The organism is Yersinia sp. 2542 StPb PI (genome assembly GCF_048593855.1).
In the GTDB taxonomy this organism is placed as follows: Bacteria; Pseudomonadota; Gammaproteobacteria; order Enterobacterales; family Enterobacteriaceae; genus Yersinia; species Yersinia enterocolitica_E.
The window spans coordinates 1-22,505 of the sequence record NZ_JAZGQA010000005.1; the positions used below are offsets into that span (position 1 = coordinate 1).

Here is a 22,505-nt window from a genome sequence, read left to right on the forward strand (position 1 = left end):
TCTCTGACCAATAGCATAAGAAAACTTAAAGAAGAGGTCCAGCAAGAAGGGTTGACACTTTAGATAAGCACACTAAGAAGATAACATCAGCAATGGCGGAGGCTAGCACTCATTGCCATGGCAGTGCAGGAGCCGACCTTGACCTGCAAGAACCCCAATACGGGTAAGCCATTTAGCAAGGATGAGTTTGTACAATTTGCCGACGATTATCTTGGTGCAGATATTATTTTTTGGTGCACAACGTCTCCCTGGCTGACGAAGAAATAGGTATCAATCGCTAAGGAAATAAAGCCCCGCCGCGAGATCATGCCGGATATAATCACGGCAGCAGTCGGGCAAAAAATGGATGCAACCTCCTATCATCAACAGTTTGCCCTAAGCAGCTATTGGCAACAGTACCAAAATAAAAGAGATGATAAGATATATATAATACTCAACGCTATCTTGTTCTCAGAAACGAGAGGAAAATACTGATGTCAAAGACAATCAAAACAACATTTTTGGCTGCCTGTATGGTCAGCCTCCTACCCTCACTATCTTATGCTCAATCGCCAAATAAATTACCAATGACTATCTTCGAAGATGTCCGGGTCTTTGACGGCACAACCTTAACGTCCAAAATGAATGTGGTTGTTGAAGGCAATAAAATCACTCAAATCTCTGCTCAACCGATTAATCCAGCAACTGATGCCGTGCATATCGCTGGCAATGGTCAAACATTGATGCCGGGCCTTATCGATGCCCACTGGCATACTTTTATGGCTCGTCCTTCCATGGCATTAGCGTCAACCGCTCCGTTAAGTTTTATCACATTGCTGGCCGGTGCTGAAGCAGAGTCAACACTTCTGCGCGGTTTTACCAGCGTTCGAGATTTGGGTGGACCCGCGTTTGGCTTAAAACTCGCAATTGATAATGGCGTAATCAAAGGGCCACGCATCTGGCCATCAGGAGCAATGATTTCACAAACGGGTGGTCATGGTGATTTTCGGATGCTTTCAGAAATACCGGCTACCCCAGATCAATTAAGTTACCCAGAACGAATTGGTATGTCAGCGATAGCTGATTCAGCCGATGAAATTCGAAAGCGCACCAGAGAGCAATTGTTGCAAGGAGCTAGCCAAATCAAGTTGACAGGAGGCGGTGGCGTATCTTCTCCCTATGGCCCATTAGATACAGTTCAACTTAGCGTCGATGAAATTCACGCCGCAGTCGAGGCCGCGGCTAATTGGGGTACTTATGTGACAGTCCATGCTTATACCCCTGAAGCCATTAGCAATGCTATCAAAGCTGGAGCAAAAGTAATTGAGCATGGTCAATTGGCAGATGATGCAACTGCAAAATTAATGGCAGATACAGGTACATGGTGGAGTCTGCAGCCTTTTTTGGCGGACGAAAATGCAAATCAACAGCCCGATCCCGCAGGACAAGCCAGAGCAGCGCAGATTTTTGCCGGGACTGATAACGCTTATCGCTTAGCTAAAAAATACGGGGTGAAAGTTGCGTTCGGAACAGATGTTTTATTTGATGGCAATTTGGCAGCCCGACAAGGCTCACAGCTTTCTACAATGACACGGTGGTATACGCCCGCCGAAGTGCTCAGAATGGCAACATCTGATAATGCAAAATTGTTAGTACTATCAGATCGACGCAATCCATATCCAGGAAAACTTGGTGTGGTCGAAGTCGGAGCCTTAGCTGATTTATTGCTGGTTAACGGCGATCCAATCGCTGATATCGGACTGCTGGCAGATCCTGAAAAAAACCTGACTATCATCATGAAAGACGGACAGATAATAAAAAACAAGCTGGTTTCAAAGTAAAAAGGTTTGAATAGGATTCAGATTATCGCTACGGAAGCACCAAAAACACTATGCACCGGCATAATATCATTGTGATAAAGCTGATTCGAATTTCACGACGTTTTCCAAGTGTCAGGTAGACTCTAGGATAGTACCAGATTGCATGACGGGAAAGCATAAGATGTGACATTGATTAGCGCCCAGGTGATACACAAAAGTTGTATCACTGCCGTTTCAATGCACGAGACAAGTGTTGAATATGATGGATATCATGCACTTATCCGAAATGGTGGAGGCCCTGCCAGCTACATCCCGGCACACACCTCGCCTGCTACGGCTGCTTCCTTCCGGATCTGACCGAGTTCACAAGTTAGTGTTGCGGGAGAACCAACAGGACCTCCATTGACGTTAACGGCTCCTTGTACTCTGGAGCGGTGGGCATTATCGACCATGACCCACCAAATAGCAAGACAACCCGCACTAACCGGTGGTTTCTTGCCCACTTCCCCTCAGGTTTAGGTTAAATCTATTTTCTGCTGGCACCAAAAGCATTGATGATGTTATTTATTCATCTCATTCTATTTATATCGCCCGATTTATTTCTATAGCGTGGCACTATCCGCCCATGTAGATAAAAAAGAGAATGCTGTGACATCATCAGAAACAGAGAGCCAAAATCAGCGGGAGTCTACAACATCAGATTTGCCCACAGAATCGGGTGACCTACCGTTTGTCGACAGTTTCCGCCAACGGGTCTTCCAGGTGGTGGCCGCTATCCCCTATGGACAAGTGACCACTTATGGCGATATCGCGCGGCTGATTGGCTCCCCCAGAGCTGCACGCCAAGTCGGTGGGGTTCTCAAACGCTTGCCGGAAGGCTCTGCCTTACCCTGGTATCGGGTGATTAATCGCCATGGCGAAATATCATTAATTGGTGATGATTATCTTAGACAGAAAAAGGCATTACTGGCTGAAGGTATTGATATCGATACTTCGGGTCGAATTGATTTACGCCGCTATCGCTGGCAATACCGCTAATAAAAACGCCACAGATAGTGGCTATCCTGTGGCGCTATTGCCAAATTAATTGGCGTTTCTGAAAAACCGGCTCATGGCGGGTTAAACATTACTGGATGGTCGCACTGCCTGTTATGGTAGGCGCGCCCTGTATTGTTGCCGGTCCCCCTGGGGTTGTTTCTATAGCAACAGAGGTTGCAGGGACCAATAACAGATTAGCCTGGGTACCCGCGCCACGGTTGATCACTTCTTGCATGGTATCGGTGATAAACAATAACTGGCCATTGCGAGTGATCGCTGCACTTACAATAATACGTGCATTTGGCTGGATGTCGGCTGGGTTAAACGGCAAAGCAAAAGTAAACGGAGCCTGTTTGCCCTCAGTACGAATTGCTTTCTGGGCGATAACCCGTGATGGTGCATCAGCCAGTGAGGCATCCGACAGCGTAACCGTGACTACGGCATCAGGTGGTAATGCAATGCGCTCGCGGATGTTCACTGTCCCCTGTACAGCAGGCTGTGCAATAGGTGCGGCAGCAGTGGTTACACCTGCCGGTGCGGAAACCGGAACATCAGCCCCTCGATGAGCACACCCAGCCAAACTTACCACTAATGCTGCCCCACCTGCTATCTGCCAGAATTTCATTGATTGCCAAGGTTTCATAGGTCGCACTCCTTCTTATTATTAAGATGCAAGCTATCCACAGAACAGCCGGCGTTTAATAAGTGGCTTCAACCACCTAGCAAGCCAATTATAGCACAATATTCTACTTCCCGCCGACGCTTACCCCATTGAGGCATTTATCAGACTATTCCTTATCCGATATTCCTCAGTTGAACAGGCCTTTCACAGCAATATATTGACGAGCGCCCAACGGATTCAGCACACTGTGTATAAACTCAACCATCAGGGGCCACAACATGAGTCAAGCATTAGAAAAACTACTCGATCTGCTCTTCCTTGAGAAAATTGAAGAAGGTATCTTTCGTGGCCAAAGTGAAGATCTGGGCTTGCGCCAGGTATTTGGTGGTCAGGTAGTGGGTCAGGCTATCTATGCAGCAAAACAAACCGTACCGGCAGAGCGGGCAGTACATTCTTTCCACAGCTATTTTCTGCGCCCAGGGGACAGCAGCAAGCCCATTATCTATGACGTCGAAACACTACGTGATGGCAACAGCTTCAGCGCCCGCCGGGTCAGTGCGATTCAGAATGGTAAACCCATCTTCTATATGACGGCATCGTTCCAGAATCAAGAAGAGGGGTTTGAACACCAAAATACCATGCCGGACGTTCCCCCGCCGGAAGGGTTGATGTCGGAAACAGACATTGCTCGCCAATTCGCACATATGATCCCCGAAAAAGTACGGGAAAAGTTTATCGGCCATCAGCCAATTGAAATGCGCCCGGTGAAATTCCACAACCCATTGCAAGGCTCGGTAGAAGAACCTAATCGCTATGTCTGGTTCCGCGCCAACGGCGCCATGCCAGATGACCTGCGGGTTCATCAGTATTTACTGGGTTATGCCTCTGATTTTAATTTCCTGCCAACGGCCTTGCAGCCACATGGGATTGGTTTCCTGGAGCCAGGAGTGCAGATTGCCACGATAGATCATTCTATGTGGTTCCATCGGCCATTCCGCCTGGACGATTGGCTGCTGTATGCAGTAGAAAGCACTTCTGCTTCCGGCGCGCGGGGCTTTGTCCGTGGCCAGATTTACAGCCGGGAAGGGATATTAGTGGCTTCTACCGTGCAGGAAGGTGTCATTCGTTTGCATCGATGATACCTCGATAGCCTTTGCCAAAAATAGAACAGGGGCGATATCATATCGCCCCTGCTGCTATCATCATTATTATTTATTTTACTGCTACTTCTAGCTTATTGGTTGTATGCATTTTCGCCGTGGCTGTTAACATCCAGACCTTCGCGTTCTTGTTCTTCTGGTACCCGCAGGCCAACCAACAGGTCAGCAATTTTAAAGGCAACGAAGGCAACAACACCAGACCAGACCAAACACACACCGACGCTGAACAGTTGCACACCTACCTGATGGCCCATAGTGACGCCAGCGGCGTAACCTGTACCGCCCAGCGAAGCCGAGGTGAAGACACCGGTCAGGATACAACCGACAATCCCACACACGCCGTGGACACCGAATACGTCGCAGGTATCATCTACCCGCAGCCATTTCTTCAGCAGAACCACACCCCACAGACCGGCAACACCCCCGACCAGACCGATAATCAATGCACCACCAACCCCGACTGTACCTGCCGCTGGCGTAATCGCAACCAAACCTGCGATACAACCGGAACATGCACCCAGCAGCGACGGTTTGCCGCGTAAAATCCACTCAGCAAAGACCCAAGACAAGATAGCCCCCGCTGTTGCAACTACTGTATTCAAGAAGGCAAGTGCAGCAATTTCATTCGCGGCACTGGCTGAACCGGCATTGAAGCCAAACCAGCCGATATACAGAATCGCAGTACCAGTAAACACCATAGGTAAGTTATGAGGTTTGAACGCTTCTTTACCAAAACCAGCACGTTTACCCAGTAAGTAAGCGCCCACCAAACCAGCAATCGCGGCGTTGATATGCACAACAGTACCACCGGCAAAGTCCAGCGCGCCATCCATTGCCAGGAAACCACCACCCCATACCATATGTGCCATTGGCAAATATGAGAAGGTGAACCACAGTGCAGCAAAAATTAATACCGCAGAGAAACGAATACGTTCGGCGAATGACCCCACCACCAGTGCGACCGTGATACAGGCAAATGAAGCCTGGAACACCACATGGATATATTGATAGAAAGTGCCACTCAGGCTGGTCAAACCAATACCTTTTAGCATCGCCATATCGAAACTACCAAAGAATGCATTGCCGGTGCCGAAAGCCAGACTATAGCCGTAGAGCACCCACAGCACACAGATCAGAGCAAAGCTCACCATGACCTGAGTCATCATCGATAATACGTTCTTGGAACGCAGCAGACCGCCGTAGAACAGGGCAATACCGGGCACAGTCATAAACAGCACCAGCGCGGTGCAAATCATCATAAAAGCATTATCAGCTTTGTCAGCTACAGCCGGTGCTGCGGCCATTGCCAAAGAAGGCAGCATCGCTACCGAACTCAGGCCCAACATGGATAAAAGTTTTTTCATCATCAACCCATCCCTATTCACTAAATTTGAGCCTGCAAATTACAGTGCTGCTTCGTCGGTTTCGCCGGTACGGATGCGAATAACACGTTGCAATTCAGCAACGAAAATTTTGCCATCACCAATTTTGCCGGTATAGGCCGCCTTACTGATCACGTCAATCACTTCATCCAATTGATCATCAGCAATTGCAATATCAATTTTCACTTTAGGTAAGAAATTGACACTGTATTCAGCTCCCCGATAGAGCTCTGCGTGTCCCTTCTGGCGACCAAATCCTTTTACTTCGGTTACGGTCAGCCCCTGAATACCCACAGAGGATAAGGCTTCACGCACATCCTCCAGCTTAAATGGTTTGATAACCACGGTAACCAGCTTCATATTTGCCCCTTCTCGAATTAAGTCGAATTCATGTCTGCCACAAATGAAGTAAAGCAAAGGTTATGCCATAAGTAATGATAGATATAATTTAATGCGGAAATGGCGAAGCTAGGGCGGTTGAGATACATGAGCCAGCCGTGTAGCGGCTGAATTCATCGTGTTGAATAATTTTCGCGCACCAAAATAGTGCGAAGCGCGTCACAGAAGTGCACAACAGCATCGACGGCCTATTGCATTGCAAGATTATGGTGCACGAAGGCGGCAAAATGGGCATTAACGGGGCTATGCATTGACGATTTGACTCAGGAAAACACAGAAAATAGTGCGGGGCCGCTTAGCCCCACAACTTATTAATTAACTTACTACCGTCTCTACCTGATCAATGGCGGCTAAATCTTCGCTAACCAATTGCAATTGATACATTTGATAATAACGCCCATGGGCGGCCAGCAGCTCTTGATGCTTACCCTGCTCCACTGCCACACCACGGTGCAACACCAAGATGGTATCAGCATCAACAATGGTTGAAAGGCGGTGAGCAATCACTACCAGCGTGGTATTTTTTCGGATTAGCTGCAATGCCCGCTGAATGGCCTGCTCAGTACCAGAGTCAATATTGGCAGTCGCCTCATCTAAAATCAGGATTTGCGGAGCCTGTACCAATACTCGCGCCATCGCCAGCAACTGTTTTTGCCCAACTGACAAGGTATTCCCCTGCTCACCAAGCAGACTGTGCAATCCATCGGGTAGCGCATGGACTAAAGGGGCCAGTTGCACCGTTTCCAGAGCTTCCCACACTTGCTGTTCAGAGATATCACGGCCTAAAGTCACATTGGCAAAAAAGGAATCAGCCAACACCACTGGATCCTGTTGCACCATAGCCACCCCTTGGCGCAAGGTCTGATGGGATAACGCTGATAAAGGACGAGCATCCAGCAGAATCTCACCATGTTGCACCGGGTAGTAGCCCATCAGCAGGTTAGCCAACGTGCTCTTTCCGCTGCCGGTATGCCCGACCAGAGCAACAAACCCGTGCGAAGGCACATCAAGGGAGATATTTTGCAGCACCATTTTATCGCTACGATAAGCAAAGCTGACATTATCCACCTGGATACGGCCACTGGTCAGTGGGCGATCATCAGTACCGTATCCTTGCTGGGCGCGGTCCATCAGATCAAAAATACGTTCCCCAGCCACCACAGCTTGCTGCATGACTGACTGCTGTGATGTGAGTTCAATTAAGGGTTCATTTAAGCGGCCCAGATAGTTAATGAAGGCATACAGCACCCCCACCCCCACTGAGCCATCAGGACTGAAACCGAACAACAGTAACAAACCACACAGTACCAAGGCAGAAAACAGGCTCAGCAGCGGGCGCAATAAAAACCCTTCCAAGCGTAAAGTTTGCATGCGTGCCATATAGTGTGCACGGCTGGCAGACTCCATACGTTCGCCAAAACGAGCTTGCTGGCGAAACTGCTGAATCACGCCCATGCCGTTAATGATTTCATTAAAACCGTCATTAATATCAGCCAAATAAGCCCGGACTCGCCGCACTACGGGTGTGCTGTAATGTTGATAAATGGCCATCACCACCAGCACTGCTGGAAAGATACAGATAGAAATTAGCGCCATACGCCAATCCAGACTGAACATCGCCACCAGCATCGCGCCAATTAATGCCGCGCTTTTTAATACGGTGGAGACCACCATCACATATAAATCTTTAATGACTTCAGTGTCATTTGTGACACGGGAAATCAATTGCCCAACCGGCTGGGTATCAAACGCACTGAGAGGTTGACGCAAAGCGGCATCCATCACTTCAATACGTAGGCGCTGAACCACACCTACGGCAGCACGGTTAAAAAGCAATGCCTGAAAATAATGCAATGCTGCGGCCAACAATTGCAGCAACAGATAAGCCAATGCCAACCCACTGACTAAACCGAGGGGCAAAGTGCCTTTTGCGACCACATGGTCAATAAAATAACTTATCAAAAGCGGGCCGCTGACCTCGGCGGCAGCCGCAATCCACAACATCAATACCGCCAACCCTAACGGTTTACGATAAGGGGAGCCATAGGAGAGCAGGCGCTTAAGTGTCGGCCAAAGTTGCTGAACTTTACTCATCGGTTTTGGCCTCCGACTCACCATCATCTAATGCTGCCTCCAGTTGTTGATAACGGTACATCTCCCGATACCAGCCGGATTGACTGACTAATACGTTATGTGTCCCGCGCTGCATCACGCCACCATGTTGCATCACTAAAATTTCGCTGGCTTCGGTCAACGCTGAAAGACGGTGCGCACTGATAATCACGGTACGATGCTCACCCCATTCACGCAGATTTTTTAGGATTTCATATTCGGTCTGACCATCAACTGCGGATAGCGCATCATCGAGAATCAGGATCTCAGTATCCAGCAACAGTGCGCGGGCGATGGAAATCCGCTGTTTCTGCCCGCCAGATAGCATCACACCACGCTCACCCACTTCAGTGTCATAACCCTGAGGAAGGCGTAAAATATCTTCATGCACACTGGCTAAACGAGCAGCCCGCTCAATTTGAGCCTGCGTGGCATCAGGTTTACCCAATGCAATGTTGCCAGCAACCGTATCAGAAAAGAGGAATGGCGTTTGGCTGACCACAGATAAACGGCCACGCCAGTCATGCAACTTAATATCAGACAGCGCATGCCCTTGATAACAAATAGCACCATCATCCACATCAAACTGCCGCTGAATCAATGCCAGTAAGGTACTCTTACCCGACCCTGTAGGCCCGCATAGCCCCAACATCTGCCCCGGTGCTAATTTCAGCGCCACATCATGTAACGCAGGCTGTTCACTACCTGGATAATAGAAATGGCGAATATTCACCGCGAGCGTGCCACGCCCATCGCTCAGCTCAATATCACCATCTTTAACCACCGGCGCTTCTTCCAGCAAACTGCGAATACGGCTATAGGCGGCACTGCCTCGTTCAACGATGTTGAACATCCACGCCAAGGCAAGCATGGGCCAGATCATCAGCCCCAGATACATGATGAAACTGGTAAGTTGACCCAAAGTGATGCTGTGATTAACCACCATCCAACTGCCGCCACCAATCGCCAATAAATTCGCGATCCCGATGGCGATATAGATAGTTGGATCAAAACGGGCATCGATACGTGCGACATACATATTCTTGGCACCGGCTTCTGCCGCTACCTGAGCAAACTGCTGTGATTGGTGATCTTCCAGGCCAAAAGCTTTAATCATGCGAATACTGGTCAGGCTTTCTTGCGCCTGGTTATTCAGCGTAGAAAATGCCCCTTGAGCCGATTTGAAACGTTGATGCAGTTGGTCACCGTAATATTTGATCACCACCGCCATTACCGGCATAGGTAACAATGATAACAGTGTTAATTGCCAGCTAATTTGGGTGCTCATTACAATCAGCACCGCGCATCCCATCACCAACGAATCCACCAGCGTCAGCACCCCCTCACCGGCAGCAAAGACCACACGATCAACATCATTCGTCGCACGAGCCATTAAATCGCCGGTACGGTGACGTAAATAGAAACCAGGGGCCTGGCGGCTAAGTTGGCGATAAAAGTTTGACCGCAACTCCACAGCCAATTGATAAGAGGCACCAAATAATAAAACACGCCAGACATAACGCAGTAGGTAGACCACAATAGCGGTTATCAGCATCACACCAATCCATACCAGTAACATATTGGTAGACATCTGTTTTGTGCTGATACCATCCACAATTACCCCGACCAGCTTAGGCGGCAACAGTTGTAGGATAGCGATAATAATTAACAACAACACCGCGCCTACATAGCGGCGCCATTCACGGCGAAAATACCAGCCTAGTTGTGCAAACAATCTCACTCAGTTTTATTCCTGGTCTGACACCGAATACATCGGTATTTTCTCGCTACGCGCGATGAAGGGGGTAGCATAGCATCGGTAAAAGGGCTTTTAATCCAAATATTCACTCAGGAACAGGCAACATAGTTGTATATTTGATTTTTTCCATCGCAAAGCTTGATGTCACATCAATCAGCCCCGGAACACCATTAACCATGCGTTTGTAAAAATTGTCGTAACTTTTCATATCGGCAACTTCGACCTGCATCAGATAGTCATATTCTCCGGCCATACGATAGAACGCCAACACCTCTGGCATTTGCTTAGTAAATTCAACAAATTCCTGATACCAGCCACTATTATGCTGCTGAGTTTTAATCAGCACAAATGCCGTAAGCCCCAACCCCAATTTTTCGCTGTCCAGCAGTGCCACGCGCCCACGGATAAATCCTTCATCCTCAAGGCGTTTTAATCGTTTCCAGCAGGGTGTGGAGGTAAGATTGACGGCTTCGGCCAGTACTTGCAGTGATTGAGTGCAATCTTCTTGCAACATACAGAGGAGTTTACGGTCAGTTTTATCTAACATAACGAGTAACCATAGAATAAATTTCTACCATTTGGCGATAAAGAAGGAAAAATGGCAACGTTTTTTTCTTTAATAACCGTTAATCTAGTCATCATTAGTTTACTACCTACATCGCAGGCCATGAAATGACCAACACTTGGGTAAAAAATGCTATCAGTGAAATAGAAGCTGACTTCCAACGCTCCGCTGATACTCACCTGATCCGCCTAAATCTGCCGGCTTTCCCCGGTATTTATCTCTATTTAAAAGATGAGAGTACCCATCCAACCGGTAGCCTAAAGCACCGTTTGGCTCGTTCACTGTTTCTTTATGGCTTATGTAATGGCTGGATTACAGAAGGAACAACGATAATCGAGGCATCCTCAGGAAGCACGGCAGTGTCTGAAGCCTACTTTGCCCGGCTGATTGGCCTGCCCTTTATTGCAGTTATGCCAAGTTGCACTGCGCGGCGCAAAGTCGAGCAGATCACCTTCTACGGTGGCCGCTGTCATTTTGTTGAAAGCGCTGGGCAAATTTATGCAGCATCTGAACAACTGGCTCGTGACCTGAATGGCCACTATATGGATCAGTTCACTTATGCAGAGCGCGCTACCGACTGGCGTGGCAATAACAACATTGCCGATAGCATCTTCCGCCAAATGGCGCGTGAACCTTTCCCGGTACCTGACTATATCGTCATGAGTGCTGGCACTGGCGGCACATCGGCGACCTTAGGCCGCTATATCCGCTACCAAGGGCATGACACCCAACTGATGGTAGTCGACCCAGAGAACTCAGTATTTTATGACTGTTTCTGTAACCGCGACCGCACGGTTACCGGTAGTTGCGGCAGCCGTATTGAAGGGATCGGCCGCCCACGGGCTGAGCCTTCGTTTATTCCAGAAGTGATCGACAGTATGTTGCGCGTACCCGATGCCGCCAGTGTTGCAACCATTCATTGGTTGGAAGGTATTTTGGGACGCAAAGTGGGGGCATCCACCGGCACTAACGTCTGGGGCGCATTACAATTAGCCAAACAAATGCGTGAGCGAGGCAAAACCGGCGCGATTGTGACGTTGCTCTGCGACAGTGGCGAACGCTATCTGGATACCTATTACAATACCGAATGGGTCAGTAATAACATTGGTGATCTGACCCCATTTAGTAATGAATTAAATAACCTGTAATTAACCGATAAAATTCGGTTTTCCCCTCTTGGATGACCGAGGAAAACCGAATTTTGGCAGAAAAAAACCGGATGATTATCCGGCTGGCTAATAGCTATCCTCAAGTCATCAAAAGGTGCAGTTAGGCAGCAAGCGAGTGATCCGCTGAGCTGACACCATCAGTGATTCGGGTGAGTAAGCCCGTTAACACTGCTACAACTCTAAGAACCAAGGGGATAAACCTCAGAATTCGGGGGAATAGGTGAGGTGTGGTGAACTTAGCCAATGTTGCAAATAGTGAGCGACGCCTTGTTGTTCACAGCGCCCAATAACCTGTAACTGAGGTAACTCTTGCTTCAATTGCGGTAATGCGTTGCCCATCACTAAGCCAAGACCTACCCGCGATAGCATCTCTTTATCATTCATCGCATCACCAAAGGCCATACAATCGTCCAGTGTTAAATTGAGATGATGGCTTAATCGCTCTAAAGCCGCCCCTTTGTTGCATCCACGAGGCAACACTTCAAGGCAATCAACCGCTGAAAAACAAAAATCGGCTTCGCCGCCCATCTGCTGCTCAAGCTGGGTTTTAAGCTCGGTCAATTCCTGATGTGAGGCAATAAAGCAAATCTTATGATTACCAGTTAGAGGCAATGCGCGCAGTGCCGTGAGCTGAAACTGGAAGCCACTGGTTTTATGTGCAGTCAGCAGCGCAGGGTCATTACAATCAGTAAACCAGCCATCATCACGGAAAATATGGATACTGGCACGGGTCTGCCACGGAGTTCGTAACACAAACTCCACCAGTTCTGCGGGCAAATCCATACCGTATAATGCTTCACCCTCTACATCACAGACTCGGGTCCCATTGCCAGTGATCAAATAACCATTTATGCCTGAGTGAGACAAAATGCCTTTCATATCAATATAATGTCGACCGGTAGCAAAGGTTAGGATCATCCCGTTGTCCACCAACTGGTGTAACGCATTCAATGTAGCGCCGCCAATTTTATGGTCGCGCATCAGTAAGGTTCCATCCATATCAAAAGCGGCTAAACGGTACATTTAAAACCTCGATAACAGCAAAACTGGTGGTATGAATAAAATTATGACGTACTATTTACGGAACTAATAGTGAACAATTAAATTAAACTATTCCTGATTTAGAGCCTATCCCTGTAGGCGTCATTGTTGCAGACAGTTTGAACATGGATAGCGCGCAAGAACCGGAGCGTACATGTAGTACGTGAGGATTCTGAGCACAGCCCAAGTTCAAAATGGCAAATAAAATAGTTCTAATGGGTAGATTCTTAATTATGCGCATTATTCATCGGCTGACCCAATATCAGCGCTTGTATCAGAAGTTTGGCGATCAACCTGCGGCAACCACCGTCAGTGAACTGGCAGGCTTACTATTTTGCAGTGAGCGACATGCCCGCACTCTGATTCAACAGCTACAAGCGAATGACTGGCTCAGTTGGCATTCACAAGTTGGCCGCGGCAAACGCGCACAACTACAATGCCTGAAAAAACCAGATGCGCTGCGCGCAACCTACCTGCAATTGTTCCTTGAGCAAGGTGACCATCAAGCTGCTCTCGCACTCGCCCAACTGGAACCTGAACGCCTTCAAGCATTACTAAACCCTCACATGGGGGGACAATGGCAAGCCGATAGCCCAATACTGCGAATCCCTTATTATCGGGAGCTTGAACCGTTAAATCCAATGACCGTCAGTGGCCGGGCAGAGCAGCATCTGATTTATACTTTACATGCTGGCCTGACCCGATTTAACACCGGAGACCCACAGCCAAAACCGGATCTGGCCCATCACTGGCAAGTCAGCGATGATGGTTTAACCTGGCAATTCTTCTTACGCAGCCAATTACGTTGGCATAATGGGGAACATATCCGCAGCGAGCAGTTGTTGCAGACGCTGGCACTGCTGCGGGCAAATCCACGCAGCCAACCGAGTTTTGCCAATATTGCAACGATTACCCTGCCCCATGCTTTATGCCTGAAATTTACGCTGCTGCATCCTGATTACTGGCTGGCACATCGGCTGGCAGATTTACCGTGTAAACTGTTTCATCCCGACGCCCCACTTCTGGGGGCGGGCCCATTTAAGTTAGCGACCTTTAACCAACATCTGGTCCGGTTGGAGCAGCACGAATTTTACCATTTGCAGCATCCTTATCTGGAATTCATTGAATACTGGATAACTCCAAGCCTTGTCGTACAGTCAGCCGACGGGAGCTGCCAACACCCGGTACGTATCACCATTGGACAGGAGGAGGATTTCCCTTTAGCCCGCCCTGTTCAGCGCAGTATGAGCCTTGGATTTTGCTATCTGGCCATCAATCGGCACCTCAATAATATTACTCCCCAGCAAATAGCCAAATTGCTGATGCTAGTGCAAACTTCCGGCATCTTAGAAGAGTTATCCATTCGGCGTGGTGTGATAACGCCTAGTCATGAAATGCTACCTGGCTGGCCTATCCCCCGGTTTAGCTCCGATGAAAACCCACCATTGCCTGCCCATCTGATACTGACCTATCAACCGCCAATGGAACTTGAGAGTGTTGCCGAACAACTAAAAGCGGTATTGGCAACCCATGGTTGCACATTAGAAATCCGCGCCAGTCGTGATAAGCAGTGGAAAGATACTCATCAAATTGAAGAAGCAGACTTATTATTAGCAGACCACTTAGTTGGTGAATCTCCTGAAGCGGCGATGGAAAGCTGGCTCCAACTTGATCCGCTGTGGCGCGGTATACTCTCCCCGGTTCAATTAGAACTACAGCGACAAACACTGATACAGATTCAGCAAACTGAACTTGCGGCTGAGCGTTTCCGCCAATTGCGTGAATATTATAATGGTCTGATGCTGGCAGGGCTGATTCTCCCGCTATTCAATTATCAGTATCAGGTCAATGCTCCGCCACGGATTAACGGTGTTACCCTAACCGCATATGGTTGGTTTGATTTCAATCAGGCATGGCTCCCACCGGCGACTACCTGATTGCCAAATGCAGGTTGCTACCCTTTCGTCCGTGAACTGAGTAACATACCGCCAATTCTTTATTTTGCTGTGGGTTGGCTCTTTCGAGGCTCACAGCCGTACGAGGTCACAGTATGAAACGCGCTGTCGTTGTATTTAGTGGTGGGCAAGATTCCACTACCTGTTTAATTCAAGCATTACAGCAATATGATGAGGTCCACTGCATTACATTCGATTATGGGCAGCGTCACCGCGCAGAAATTGATGTTGCTCGCGCCCTTGCCACGCAGCTTGGTGCTAAAGCACACAAAGTGCTAGATGTTGGCATGCTCAATGAGTTAGCGGTGAGCAGTCTGACCCGAGACAGTATCCCTATCCCCTCTTTTGATGAAGAGGATGCCGATACGGTTCCCAGTACGTTTGTCCCTGGTCGCAATATTCTATTCCTGACCTTAGCCGCAATTTATGCTTATCAGGTACAAGCACAGACGGTTATCACCGGGGTTTGTGAGACCGACTTCTCCGGCTACCCTGATTGCCGGGATGAGTTCGTGAAGGCACTCAACCATGCAATCGATTTGGGTATTGGCCGAGATATCGCTTTCGTTACCCCTTTAATGTGGCTGGATAAAGCAGAAACCTGGGCGCTAGCTGATTATTATCAGCAACTCGAGCTGGTCCGCCACGACACACTTACTTGCTACAATGGGATTCAAGGCGATGGTTGCGGCCAATGTGCTGCCTGCCATTTACGAGCCAAAGGGCTGGCGTTCTATCTTGCTAATAAGCCAAAAGTGTTATTGAGCTTGAAACAAAAAACCGGGCTAGCTTGATTATTGTTCACTCAGATAGTCACTGTAATCGACCCATTGCCTTGTTCTAATCGTGACCTCGCTCATCAGAGCGAGGTATATCGCGGCCATTGCACATTTAACCAGATATTCGGGGAAAATATCCCTCCCCGGCAACAAAGCCGAGTTATCCTGTAATACCTCGATTGACAAACTCGCCCAGTTTTTCCCTTAGCTCTCCCTCAATGGGCAATGCTCTCTGACTACGCAGATCGATACAGGCAAACGTTAGTTCTGCATCTGCCACCGGAATAGATTCAGGCTCTAGCGTGACAGTCTGTTTCATCACACCACTTTTACCGTTTAGCTTTAATAACTGGCTATCGATTCGTAGCAGATCCCCCAATACCGCAGGCCGACGGTAGTTGATATTGATATTAACCACGATAAAAGCGATTTGGTTTTCAGCCATCCATTGCGCTGCTGGCTCCCCATCAAGCCATTCCCAACGTGCTTCTTCGAGAAACTCTAAGTAGCGGGCATTATTAACATGTTGGAAAACATCAATATGAAAACCCCGGACTTTAATATGAGTATGCATGACAGCGAGCTTCTCCAGACAGTGAATAAAAATTATGTACCTTCGGCAGTAAAATAGCGTTGGCAAGAGAGTACCCGCACAACTGGTACGACCTCATAGCAAGATTAGCAGAGGGAAATCACTTCATCGCATGCTTACGATATAATCTAGAGCGAAATCACAGTTTCCCTCTGCTACTGCGACTTACATTATGAAAAGATGGGGATTCTTTGTGGTGAAAATAGTCACTGGTATCTGTCTGACCACAGCACATCCCCATCACCAACTAAAGTTACATTGTAAGCTTGGTATTGTTTCTCTCTAAAAACGAGGGGCCAATACCTGGAACTTCGAGTAACTGCTCAACATCAGTAAAAGGGCCGAACTGCTCGCGATAATTAACGATGGCCTCTGCCTTCTTCCTGCCAATTCCGCTCAGGAACTGGGCCAACTGTTCCGCATTAGCACTATTAATATTGATTTGGCTATATGCACTGTCCGTTGAGTTGCCAGCTGTGGTTGTTGCCGTTGCATTCGTCTTATCCGCCACTTTGGCAGGCGAAGAGCCTGCTTTTAGCTGGCTATTTATTGGAGTATGGCTTTGCGAATTGAGGTCTTTATTCTGAGTCGTACTCGTAGGGCTGACGGGAGCGGCAAAAACTACCTGCTGGATATTCAGACCTGCGAACAATGCGGTTATAACAAATAATTTTCCTATGAATTTCATGCTGTATCCTCCATGTGTTTGACAGCATGACTACCTTGCCGCAACCTCCGATTCATCACAAAGGGTAGATTTCAGATATGCGAAAGGTCGCCAAAGCGACCTTTCTTTATTACATCGAGTTGCAGATGTATGCGAGACTCATAGCAATTATGGTTTTATTGCGGCTGCTGTTGCTCCGCTGGACCCATCTTAATGGTTGCCTGTTTGTGCAGATTTGCCATCAATGCATCAAAAGTCACACCGCTTGACCCTTCTAGCATTTTAGCGCTAAAGGTCTTCATCTCGCCTTCCGGCAATTTACCCGGAGTTACTGATAGCAGTTCGATCAGTACGATGTTGTCTTGACGATCCTGGGATAAGCCATAAACCGACTGATCTTTCTGCGGATGAGGCAAGGCAAAAATAGTCTGCACTAATTGATCATCGTCTGGTGCGCGTGACAAGGTTTTCTTCTCGCCAAAGCTGATACCAGCGGCTTTCATCGCCTCTTCGCCTTTACCTTGTTTCAGTGCAGTCAGGAGTTTCTCACCATCAACACGTGCCAATTGTTCTGCTTTCTGACGTTTCACCAACTCAGCAACCTGATCGCGTACTTGATCAAATGGTTGAATACCTTCAGGTTTATGAGCATCAATGCGGATAACAAAAGCACGGTCGCCGTCAACAGTGATTACATCTGAATTACTACCTGGCGCACCATTCTCACCGACCAGGCCACCGTCAAAGATTGCCTGTACAACCGGTTTGAAGTTAACCTCAGCAGGTACTGCGTCGCGAGTAAACCAGCCGGTTTGCTTAGCTTTAGCGCCTGCTGCTTCTTCCGCTGAGGCTAGAGATTCGTTATCACTGGTAGCGGCTTCACTGACCTTTTGCTGTAACGCGTAGTAAGCGTCAACGGCTTTTTCCTGCTTAACTTGTTTTGCCAGTGCATCATGCACTTCTGACAAAGGTTTAACCAGGGCAGGTTTGATGTCATTTAAGCGAACAACCAGATAACCCACCGAAGATTTAACCACATCAGACAGTTGGCCCTTCTCGGTCAGATTCGCTTGTTTCAGTTCATCAGCCGTAGTTTCTGGTTCCAACCACCCCAGTTCCCCCCCATTTTTGCGGGAAATGATATCGGTAGATTTCTCTTTTGCCATCGCAGCAAAATCAGCACCTTTTTTCAGCTCCTCTAACGCCGCTTTGGCTTCAGCTTCAGTTTTAAACTGAATCACACTGTAGTTGCGTTGTTCCGGCTGGGTATAGCTGCTTTTATGCAGTTCATAATACGCCGCGATATCTTCCTCGGTGACCGTGATTTTGTCCTGCATCGCGGCAGCATCCATCGTAATGAAACTGACTTTCATCTGTTCCGGTGCAATGAAGCTATTCTTGTTCTGGTCGTAGTAGGCTTGCAGCTCTTCATCAGTGACTTTCTGCTGTGCCTGAAGGGCTTTGAGGTCAACTGTCGCCAGACGAACTTCACGTTGCTGCAAAATCAGCTCTGACATCGCCTGTGCTTCGATAGGCAGAACAAAGCCAGTATCGCCAAACGCTTGCAGCAATTGTTGATTAATGAGCTGCTGACGCTGTAATTGCGCGAATTGATCAGGGGTGTAGCCCATCCGATTAACCAGTTCGAGATATTTGTTGTTATCGAACTTATTATCGGTCTGGAAATAAGGTGCCTGACGGATGGCATCTTTAACTTGTTCGTCGCTAGCAGTCAGGCCCAGTTTTTTGGCGTACTGGTCAAGCAACATGTTGTTGACCAACTGCCCCAATACCTGCTGGCGTAATTGCAGCATGTAGCCTTCATTTGCGGCCAGTGCGGAGAATTGTTCACCTAATTGCTGCTGCAAGCGGCCACGCTCACTCTGTACAGCCTGTTCTAACTGAGCACGACTAATCTCTTGGCCATTAACTTTGGCTGCGAAGTCGTTGGAACCGCCAATCAGATAGCTGCCAACCCCGGTCAGGATAAAGGACAACATGATCAAGGCCAGAATGATTTTGAGCACGACGTTATTAGCAGCCGCGCGTAAATTGTCCATCATAATGTGACAATACTCCGCTGTAATATGGATTAAAACTGTTGCGCAGGTCTAAATAAACCCAGCATTCCTTGCGACAGCCCTTCGTGCTGCTGCGCGTTAAACTGCTTACTCTATTTGTTACTGCCTATTTTTGCTCTAAACGGGTCGCTGATATTCTCTCGTCAGACTAACATTTTACCCCCGTTTAGCGCTCAGCCAGTTCAACTGCCTAAGCGAAAAAAAAGCGCATCATTAACGATGCGCCTTGTATCTTACCTTACCAGCTCAACTGCGTCAGGTTATTGTTTAACACAAACAATATATACCCTTGGTACTTGAAGTTGCACAGGTGCCCGCTACTTTCACTGACCCGAATCGCTGACCTGAGCAGACTCATCGGTATTCGTTCGCTTACAACCTGACTGCTACTTCATTTCCTTTGGGTATACGCGCAGATGAGAATTGACGCGGCAATCAGTTTACTGCGTCTTTCAAGCCTTTACCGGCACGGAAGCCTGGTACTTTAGCAGCAGGAATACTGATTTCTTTGCCTGTCTGAGGGTTGCGGCCAGTACGTGCAGAACGCTCACGTACTGCAAAAGTACCAAAACCAACCAGAGCTACATCATCCCCTTCTTTCAAAGATTCAGTAACAGAAGCAATAATTGCATCTAACGCGCGCCCAGCGGCCGCTTTGGAAATATCTGCACCTGCGGCAATTTTGTCGATCAGTTGTGACTTATTCACTCTTTCATCCCCTTTAGAATTCTATCGTCGCGCCGAAAATCCCTACGGACAACACGACAGCGCAGCTGTTATATCAATCCTATCCAACCTTGGCAAGCAGCCCAAAGGCATAAACTTTTGTCGGACAGACGAACTAACTTAGCGGCACAAAAAATAGCTGGCAAGTAGCATTTCACTTACCAGCATCAGTTTTATCAATACTTCTTGCGATCCGTCACTATTTTGACGCTACCGGCTGTGCCCCGAAGGCTGGATTTTGCAACGCGATGGCTAAAACATCATCAATTAGTTTAACCGGATGAATCTCCAGATCAGCGATAACATTGTCTGGGATCTCTTCCAAATCACGTTTGTTATCCTCGGGAATCAGCACAATTTTGATCCCGCCACGGTGAGCTGCCAGCAATTTCTCTTTCAAACCGCCGATTGGCAATACTAAACCACGCAAGGTGATTTCACCGGTCATCGCCACATCCGCGCGCACTGGGTTACCGGTCAGACAAGAAACCAGCGCGGTACACATAGCAATACCTGCACTCGGGCCATCTTTCGGCGTCGCACCTTCAGGCACATGCACATGGATATCGCGTTTTTCGTAGAAATCAGGGTTAATACCTAATTTATCTGCGCGCGCACGTACCACTGTCAGTGCCGCCTGAATTGATTCTTGCATCACTTCACCCAGCGAGCCGGTGTAAGTCAGCTTGCCTTTGCCCGGAACGCATGCAGTCTCAATAGTCAGTAAGTCACCACCCACTTCCGTCCATGCCAGCCCGGTCACTTGACCTACACGATTCTCAGTATCAGCTCGGCCATAATCGACCTTCTGCACACCTAAGAAGTCTTTCAGGTTGTCACCGTTGATTTCGATGTGCTTAACCGTTTTATCCATCAGCAGATTTTTTACTGCTTTACGGCACAGTTTGGAGATTTCACGCTCCAGACTACGCACCCCAGCTTCACGGGTGTAATAACGGATAATGCTCATAATGGCACTGTCATCGATGGTCAGTTCACCTTTCTTAATGGCGTTGCGCTCAAACTGTTTCGGCAACAGATGCTGCTTGGCAATATTGAGTTTCTCATCTTCGGTATAACCGGACAGGCGAATAACTTCCATACGATCCAGCAACGGCGCTGGAATATTCATGGAGTTGGAGGTGGCAACGAACATGACATCCGACAGATCATAATCCACTTCCAGATAGTGATCGTTGAATGCAACGTTTTGTTCTGGGTCCAAAACCTCCAGCAGTGCTGACGCAGGATCACCGCGCATATCGGACGCCATCTTATCAATCTCATCCAACAGGAAGAGTGGGTTCTTCACCCCAACTTTCGCCATCTTCTGGATCAATTTACCCGGCATAGAACCGATATAGGTGCGGCGATGACCACGGATTTCCGCTTCATCACGCACCCCACCCAGCGCCATACGGACATACTGGCGGCCAGTAGCACGAGCAATAGATTGCCCCAGAGAGGTTTTACCCACCCCAGGAGGCCCTACCAGGCACAGGATTGGTCCTTTAATCTTGCTAACACGGCTCTGTACTGCGAGGTATTCTAAAATACGATCTTTAACTCGTTCCAAACCGTAGTGATCGGTATCCAGAACTTCCTGCGCTTTTACCAAGTCTTTTTTAACTTTACTGCGGCTGTTCCAAGGCACCTGCAACATCCAATCAATATAACCACGTACTACGGTTGCTTCCGCAGACATCGGTGACATCATTTTCAGTTTTTGCAGCTCAGCTTCGGTTTTTTCACGTGCATCTTTCGGCATTTTAGCCGCTTCGATTTTACGCTTCAGCGCTTCGTGCTCATCCGGCGTATCGTCCATCTCGCCCAGTTCTTTCTGAATGGCCTTCATTTGCTCGTTCAGATAGTACTCGCGCTGGCTCTTTTCCATCTGTTTTTTGACGCGATTACGAATCCGTTTTTCAACCTGTAACAGATCGATTTCTGATTCCATCATCGCCATCAGGTACTCCAGACGTTCGGTGACATCGAACATCTCCAGAACAGCCTGTTTATCATTTAACTTCAACGGCATATGTGCCGCGATAGTATCCGCAAGACGTGCTGCATCATCGATGCTGTGCAGTGAAGCCAGCACTTCTGGTGGGATCTTTTTATTCAGTTTGATATAGCCTTCAAACTGATTAATCGCCGTGCGAACCAATACTTCTTGTTCACGATCGTCCATCACTGGCGATTCAAGATATTCTGCCTGAGCAGCAAAATGCTCACCGCTGTCGGAAAGCGTGGTAATACGCGCACGCTGTAGCCCTTCAACCAGCACTTTGACCGTGCCATCAGGTAACTTCAGCATTTGTAAAATCGAGGCTACAGTGCCTACTGAAAACAGATCGTTGATACCAGGCTCATCAGTCGAAGCTTCTTTCTGCGCAACCAGCATGATTTTTTTATCATGGTCCATTGCCGCTTCCAGGCACCGAATCGACTTTTCCCGGCCAACAAACAGTGGGATCACCATATGCGGATAAACCACCACATCGCGCAGAGGCAATACGGGGATTTCTATGCGTTCGGAACGCTCAGGGTTCATAGAGCTCTCTCTTAGTTTAGCTTCCGCCAGATTACTGGGAATCTCGTGAAACACGAGTCATCACGAGTTTCACTAAATAGGTAATTGAGTATATGGGGACGAATG

At 48.2% G+C, this 22,505-nt stretch carries 18 protein-coding genes and 1 other RNA gene; 6 read left to right on the forward strand and 13 right to left on the reverse strand.

Annotated elements, in window-relative coordinates; all coding sequences use genetic code 11:
* Positions 1-473 precede the first annotated feature (473 nt).
* Positions 474-1,820 (forward strand): amidohydrolase family protein, encoded by a 1,347-nt coding sequence (locus V1952_RS01575; RefSeq protein WP_420074237.1) that lies wholly within the window; start codon positions 474-476, stop codon positions 1,818-1,820.
* A 275-nt stretch (positions 1,821-2,095) separates the two neighbouring features.
* On the opposite strand, the gene ffs is transcribed toward V1952_RS01575, so the two are convergent.
* Positions 2,096-2,192: signal recognition particle sRNA small type (gene ffs, locus V1952_RS01580), an RNA gene on the reverse strand.
* Between the two features lie 309 nt (positions 2,193-2,501).
* Here ffs and V1952_RS01585 point away from each other — a divergent pair.
* Complete coding sequence (locus V1952_RS01585; RefSeq protein ID WP_372559840.1) at positions 2,502-2,837, forward strand: MGMT family protein; 336 nt, start codon at positions 2,502-2,504, stop codon at positions 2,835-2,837.
* 88 nt (positions 2,838-2,925) lie between these two features.
* Here the strand turns inward: V1952_RS01585 and V1952_RS01590 are convergent, their stop codons facing one another.
* Positions 2,926-3,480, reverse strand: a complete 555-nt coding sequence (locus tag V1952_RS01590) for a YbaY family lipoprotein (RefSeq protein ID WP_420074238.1) — start codon at positions 3,478-3,480, stop codon at positions 2,926-2,928.
* A gap of 257 nt (positions 3,481-3,737) precedes the next feature.
* Between V1952_RS01590 and tesB the strand changes: the two genes are divergently transcribed.
* Positions 3,738-4,598, forward strand: coding sequence for an acyl-CoA thioesterase II (gene tesB, locus V1952_RS01595; protein ID WP_420074239.1), 861 nt, complete (start codon positions 3,738-3,740; stop codon positions 4,596-4,598).
* Positions 4,599-4,693: 95 nt separating this feature from the next.
* Here tesB and amtB read toward each other — a convergent pair whose 3' ends face one another.
* The 5 genes from amtB to V1952_RS01620 form a co-directional block, all read right to left on the reverse strand.
* Positions 4,694-5,983 (reverse strand): ammonium transporter AmtB, encoded by a 1,290-nt coding sequence (amtB, locus tag V1952_RS01600; RefSeq protein WP_083163833.1) that lies wholly within the window; start codon positions 5,981-5,983, stop codon positions 4,694-4,696.
* 39 nt (positions 5,984-6,022) lie between these two features.
* Positions 6,023-6,361, reverse strand: a complete 339-nt coding sequence (glnK, locus tag V1952_RS01605; RefSeq protein ID WP_002208627.1) for a P-II family nitrogen regulator — start codon at positions 6,359-6,361, stop codon at positions 6,023-6,025.
* Positions 6,362-6,715: 354 nt separating this feature from the next.
* Positions 6,716-8,494 carry a SmdB family multidrug efflux ABC transporter permease/ATP-binding protein gene (locus V1952_RS01610; RefSeq protein ID WP_372558201.1) on the reverse strand — a complete coding sequence of 593 codons (1,779 nt, stop codon included), beginning with the start codon at positions 8,492-8,494 and terminating at the stop codon, positions 6,716-6,718.
* Positions 8,487-10,253, reverse strand: coding sequence for a SmdA family multidrug ABC transporter permease/ATP-binding protein (locus V1952_RS01615; protein WP_420074240.1), 1,767 nt, complete (start codon positions 10,251-10,253; stop codon positions 8,487-8,489). Before V1952_RS01615 ends, V1952_RS01610 begins: the two co-directional genes overlap by 8 nt.
* Before the next feature lie 103 nt (positions 10,254-10,356).
* Positions 10,357-10,818, reverse strand: coding sequence for an Lrp/AsnC family transcriptional regulator (locus tag V1952_RS01620; protein ID WP_083160007.1), 462 nt, complete (start codon positions 10,816-10,818; stop codon positions 10,357-10,359).
* Positions 10,819-10,943: 125 nt separating this feature from the next.
* Between V1952_RS01620 and V1952_RS01625 the strand changes: the two genes are divergently transcribed.
* Positions 10,944-11,984 (forward strand): PLP-dependent cysteine synthase family protein, encoded by a 1,041-nt coding sequence (locus V1952_RS01625; protein ID WP_083160009.1) that lies wholly within the window; start codon positions 10,944-10,946, stop codon positions 11,982-11,984.
* Positions 11,985-12,206: 222 nt separating this feature from the next.
* Here V1952_RS01625 and cof read toward each other — a convergent pair whose 3' ends face one another.
* On the reverse strand, positions 12,207-13,028 hold the full coding sequence (gene cof, locus V1952_RS01630; protein WP_372558200.1) for an HMP-PP phosphatase: 822 nt from the start codon (positions 13,026-13,028) through the stop codon (positions 12,207-12,209).
* A gap of 251 nt (positions 13,029-13,279) precedes the next feature.
* Here cof and V1952_RS01635 point away from each other — a divergent pair, with 251 nt between their 5' ends.
* A complete protein-coding gene (locus V1952_RS01635) occupies positions 13,280-14,983 on the forward strand; it encodes an SgrR family transcriptional regulator (RefSeq protein ID WP_420074241.1) in 1,704 nt (567 codons plus the stop codon).
* A gap of 113 nt (positions 14,984-15,096) precedes the next feature.
* Positions 15,097-15,795 carry a 7-cyano-7-deazaguanine synthase QueC gene (queC, locus tag V1952_RS01640; RefSeq protein WP_372558198.1) on the forward strand — a complete coding sequence of 233 codons (699 nt, stop codon included), beginning with the start codon at positions 15,097-15,099 and terminating at the stop codon, positions 15,793-15,795.
* A gap of 145 nt (positions 15,796-15,940) precedes the next feature.
* Here the strand turns inward: queC and V1952_RS01645 are convergent, their stop codons facing one another.
* The 5 genes from V1952_RS01645 to lon all read right to left on the reverse strand — a co-directional run bounded on the left by V1952_RS01645 (position 15,941) and on the right by lon (position 22,400).
* Positions 15,941-16,354, reverse strand: coding sequence for an acyl-CoA thioesterase (locus tag V1952_RS01645; protein ID WP_420071248.1), 414 nt, complete (start codon positions 16,352-16,354; stop codon positions 15,941-15,943).
* 271 nt (positions 16,355-16,625) lie between these two features.
* Complete coding sequence (locus V1952_RS01650) at positions 16,626-17,060, reverse strand: ComEA family DNA-binding protein (RefSeq protein WP_420074242.1); 435 nt, start codon at positions 17,058-17,060, stop codon at positions 16,626-16,628.
* 155 nt (positions 17,061-17,215) lie between these two features.
* Positions 17,216-19,102: a peptidylprolyl isomerase gene (gene ppiD, locus V1952_RS01655; RefSeq protein WP_372558195.1), complete on the reverse strand. Its 1,887-nt coding sequence runs from the start codon at positions 19,100-19,102 to the stop codon at positions 17,216-17,218.
* A gap of 453 nt (positions 19,103-19,555) precedes the next feature.
* The gene (gene hupB / locus V1952_RS01660) at positions 19,556-19,828 is read right to left on the reverse strand and encodes a nucleoid-associated protein HU-beta (RefSeq protein ID WP_004392663.1); all 273 of its coding nucleotides are present in this window, start codon (positions 19,826-19,828) and stop codon (positions 19,556-19,558) included.
* 217 nt (positions 19,829-20,045) lie between these two features.
* Positions 20,046-22,400 (reverse strand): endopeptidase La, encoded by a 2,355-nt coding sequence (gene lon / locus V1952_RS01665; RefSeq protein WP_005182204.1) that lies wholly within the window; start codon positions 22,398-22,400, stop codon positions 20,046-20,048.
* Positions 22,401-22,505 lie beyond the last annotated feature (105 nt).

What these genes read in the sequence shown, in the direction of transcription:
- V1952_RS01575 (WP_420074237.1), top strand. Translation starts at nt 474, where the DNA reads ATGTCAAAGACAATCAAAACAACATTTTTGGCTGCCTGTATGGTCAGC.
- V1952_RS01590 (WP_420074238.1), bottom strand. Translation starts at nt 3,480, where the DNA reads ATGAAACCTTGGCAATCAATGAAATTCTGGCAGATAGCAGGTGGGGCA.
- tesB (WP_420074239.1), top strand. Translation starts at nt 3,738, where the DNA reads ATGAGTCAAGCATTAGAAAAACTACTCGATCTGCTCTTCCTTGAGAAA.
- amtB (WP_083163833.1), bottom strand. Translation starts at nt 5,983, where the DNA reads ATGAAAAAACTTTTATCCATGTTGGGCCTGAGTTCGGTAGCGATGCTG.
- glnK (WP_002208627.1), bottom strand. Translation starts at nt 6,361, where the DNA reads ATGAAGCTGGTTACCGTGGTTATCAAACCATTTAAGCTGGAGGATGTG.
- V1952_RS01610 (WP_372558201.1), bottom strand. Translation starts at nt 8,494, where the DNA reads ATGAGTAAAGTTCAGCAACTTTGGCCGACACTTAAGCGCCTGCTCTCC.
- V1952_RS01620 (WP_083160007.1), bottom strand. Translation starts at nt 10,818, where the DNA reads ATGTTAGATAAAACTGACCGTAAACTCCTCTGTATGTTGCAAGAAGAT.
- V1952_RS01625 (WP_083160009.1), top strand. Translation starts at nt 10,944, where the DNA reads ATGACCAACACTTGGGTAAAAAATGCTATCAGTGAAATAGAAGCTGAC.
- cof (WP_372558200.1), bottom strand. Translation starts at nt 13,028, where the DNA reads ATGTACCGTTTAGCCGCTTTTGATATGGATGGAACCTTACTGATGCGC.
- V1952_RS01635 (WP_420074241.1), top strand. Translation starts at nt 13,280, where the DNA reads ATGCGCATTATTCATCGGCTGACCCAATATCAGCGCTTGTATCAGAAG.
- queC (WP_372558198.1), top strand. Translation starts at nt 15,097, where the DNA reads ATGAAACGCGCTGTCGTTGTATTTAGTGGTGGGCAAGATTCCACTACC.
- V1952_RS01645 (WP_420071248.1), bottom strand. Translation starts at nt 16,354, where the DNA reads ATGCATACTCATATTAAAGTCCGGGGTTTTCATATTGATGTTTTCCAA.
- V1952_RS01650 (WP_420074242.1), bottom strand. Translation starts at nt 17,060, where the DNA reads ATGAAATTCATAGGAAAATTATTTGTTATAACCGCATTGTTCGCAGGT.
- ppiD (WP_372558195.1), bottom strand. Translation starts at nt 19,102, where the DNA reads ATGATGGACAATTTACGCGCGGCTGCTAATAACGTCGTGCTCAAAATC.
- lon (WP_005182204.1), bottom strand. Translation starts at nt 22,400, where the DNA reads ATGAACCCTGAGCGTTCCGAACGCATAGAAATCCCCGTATTGCCTCTG.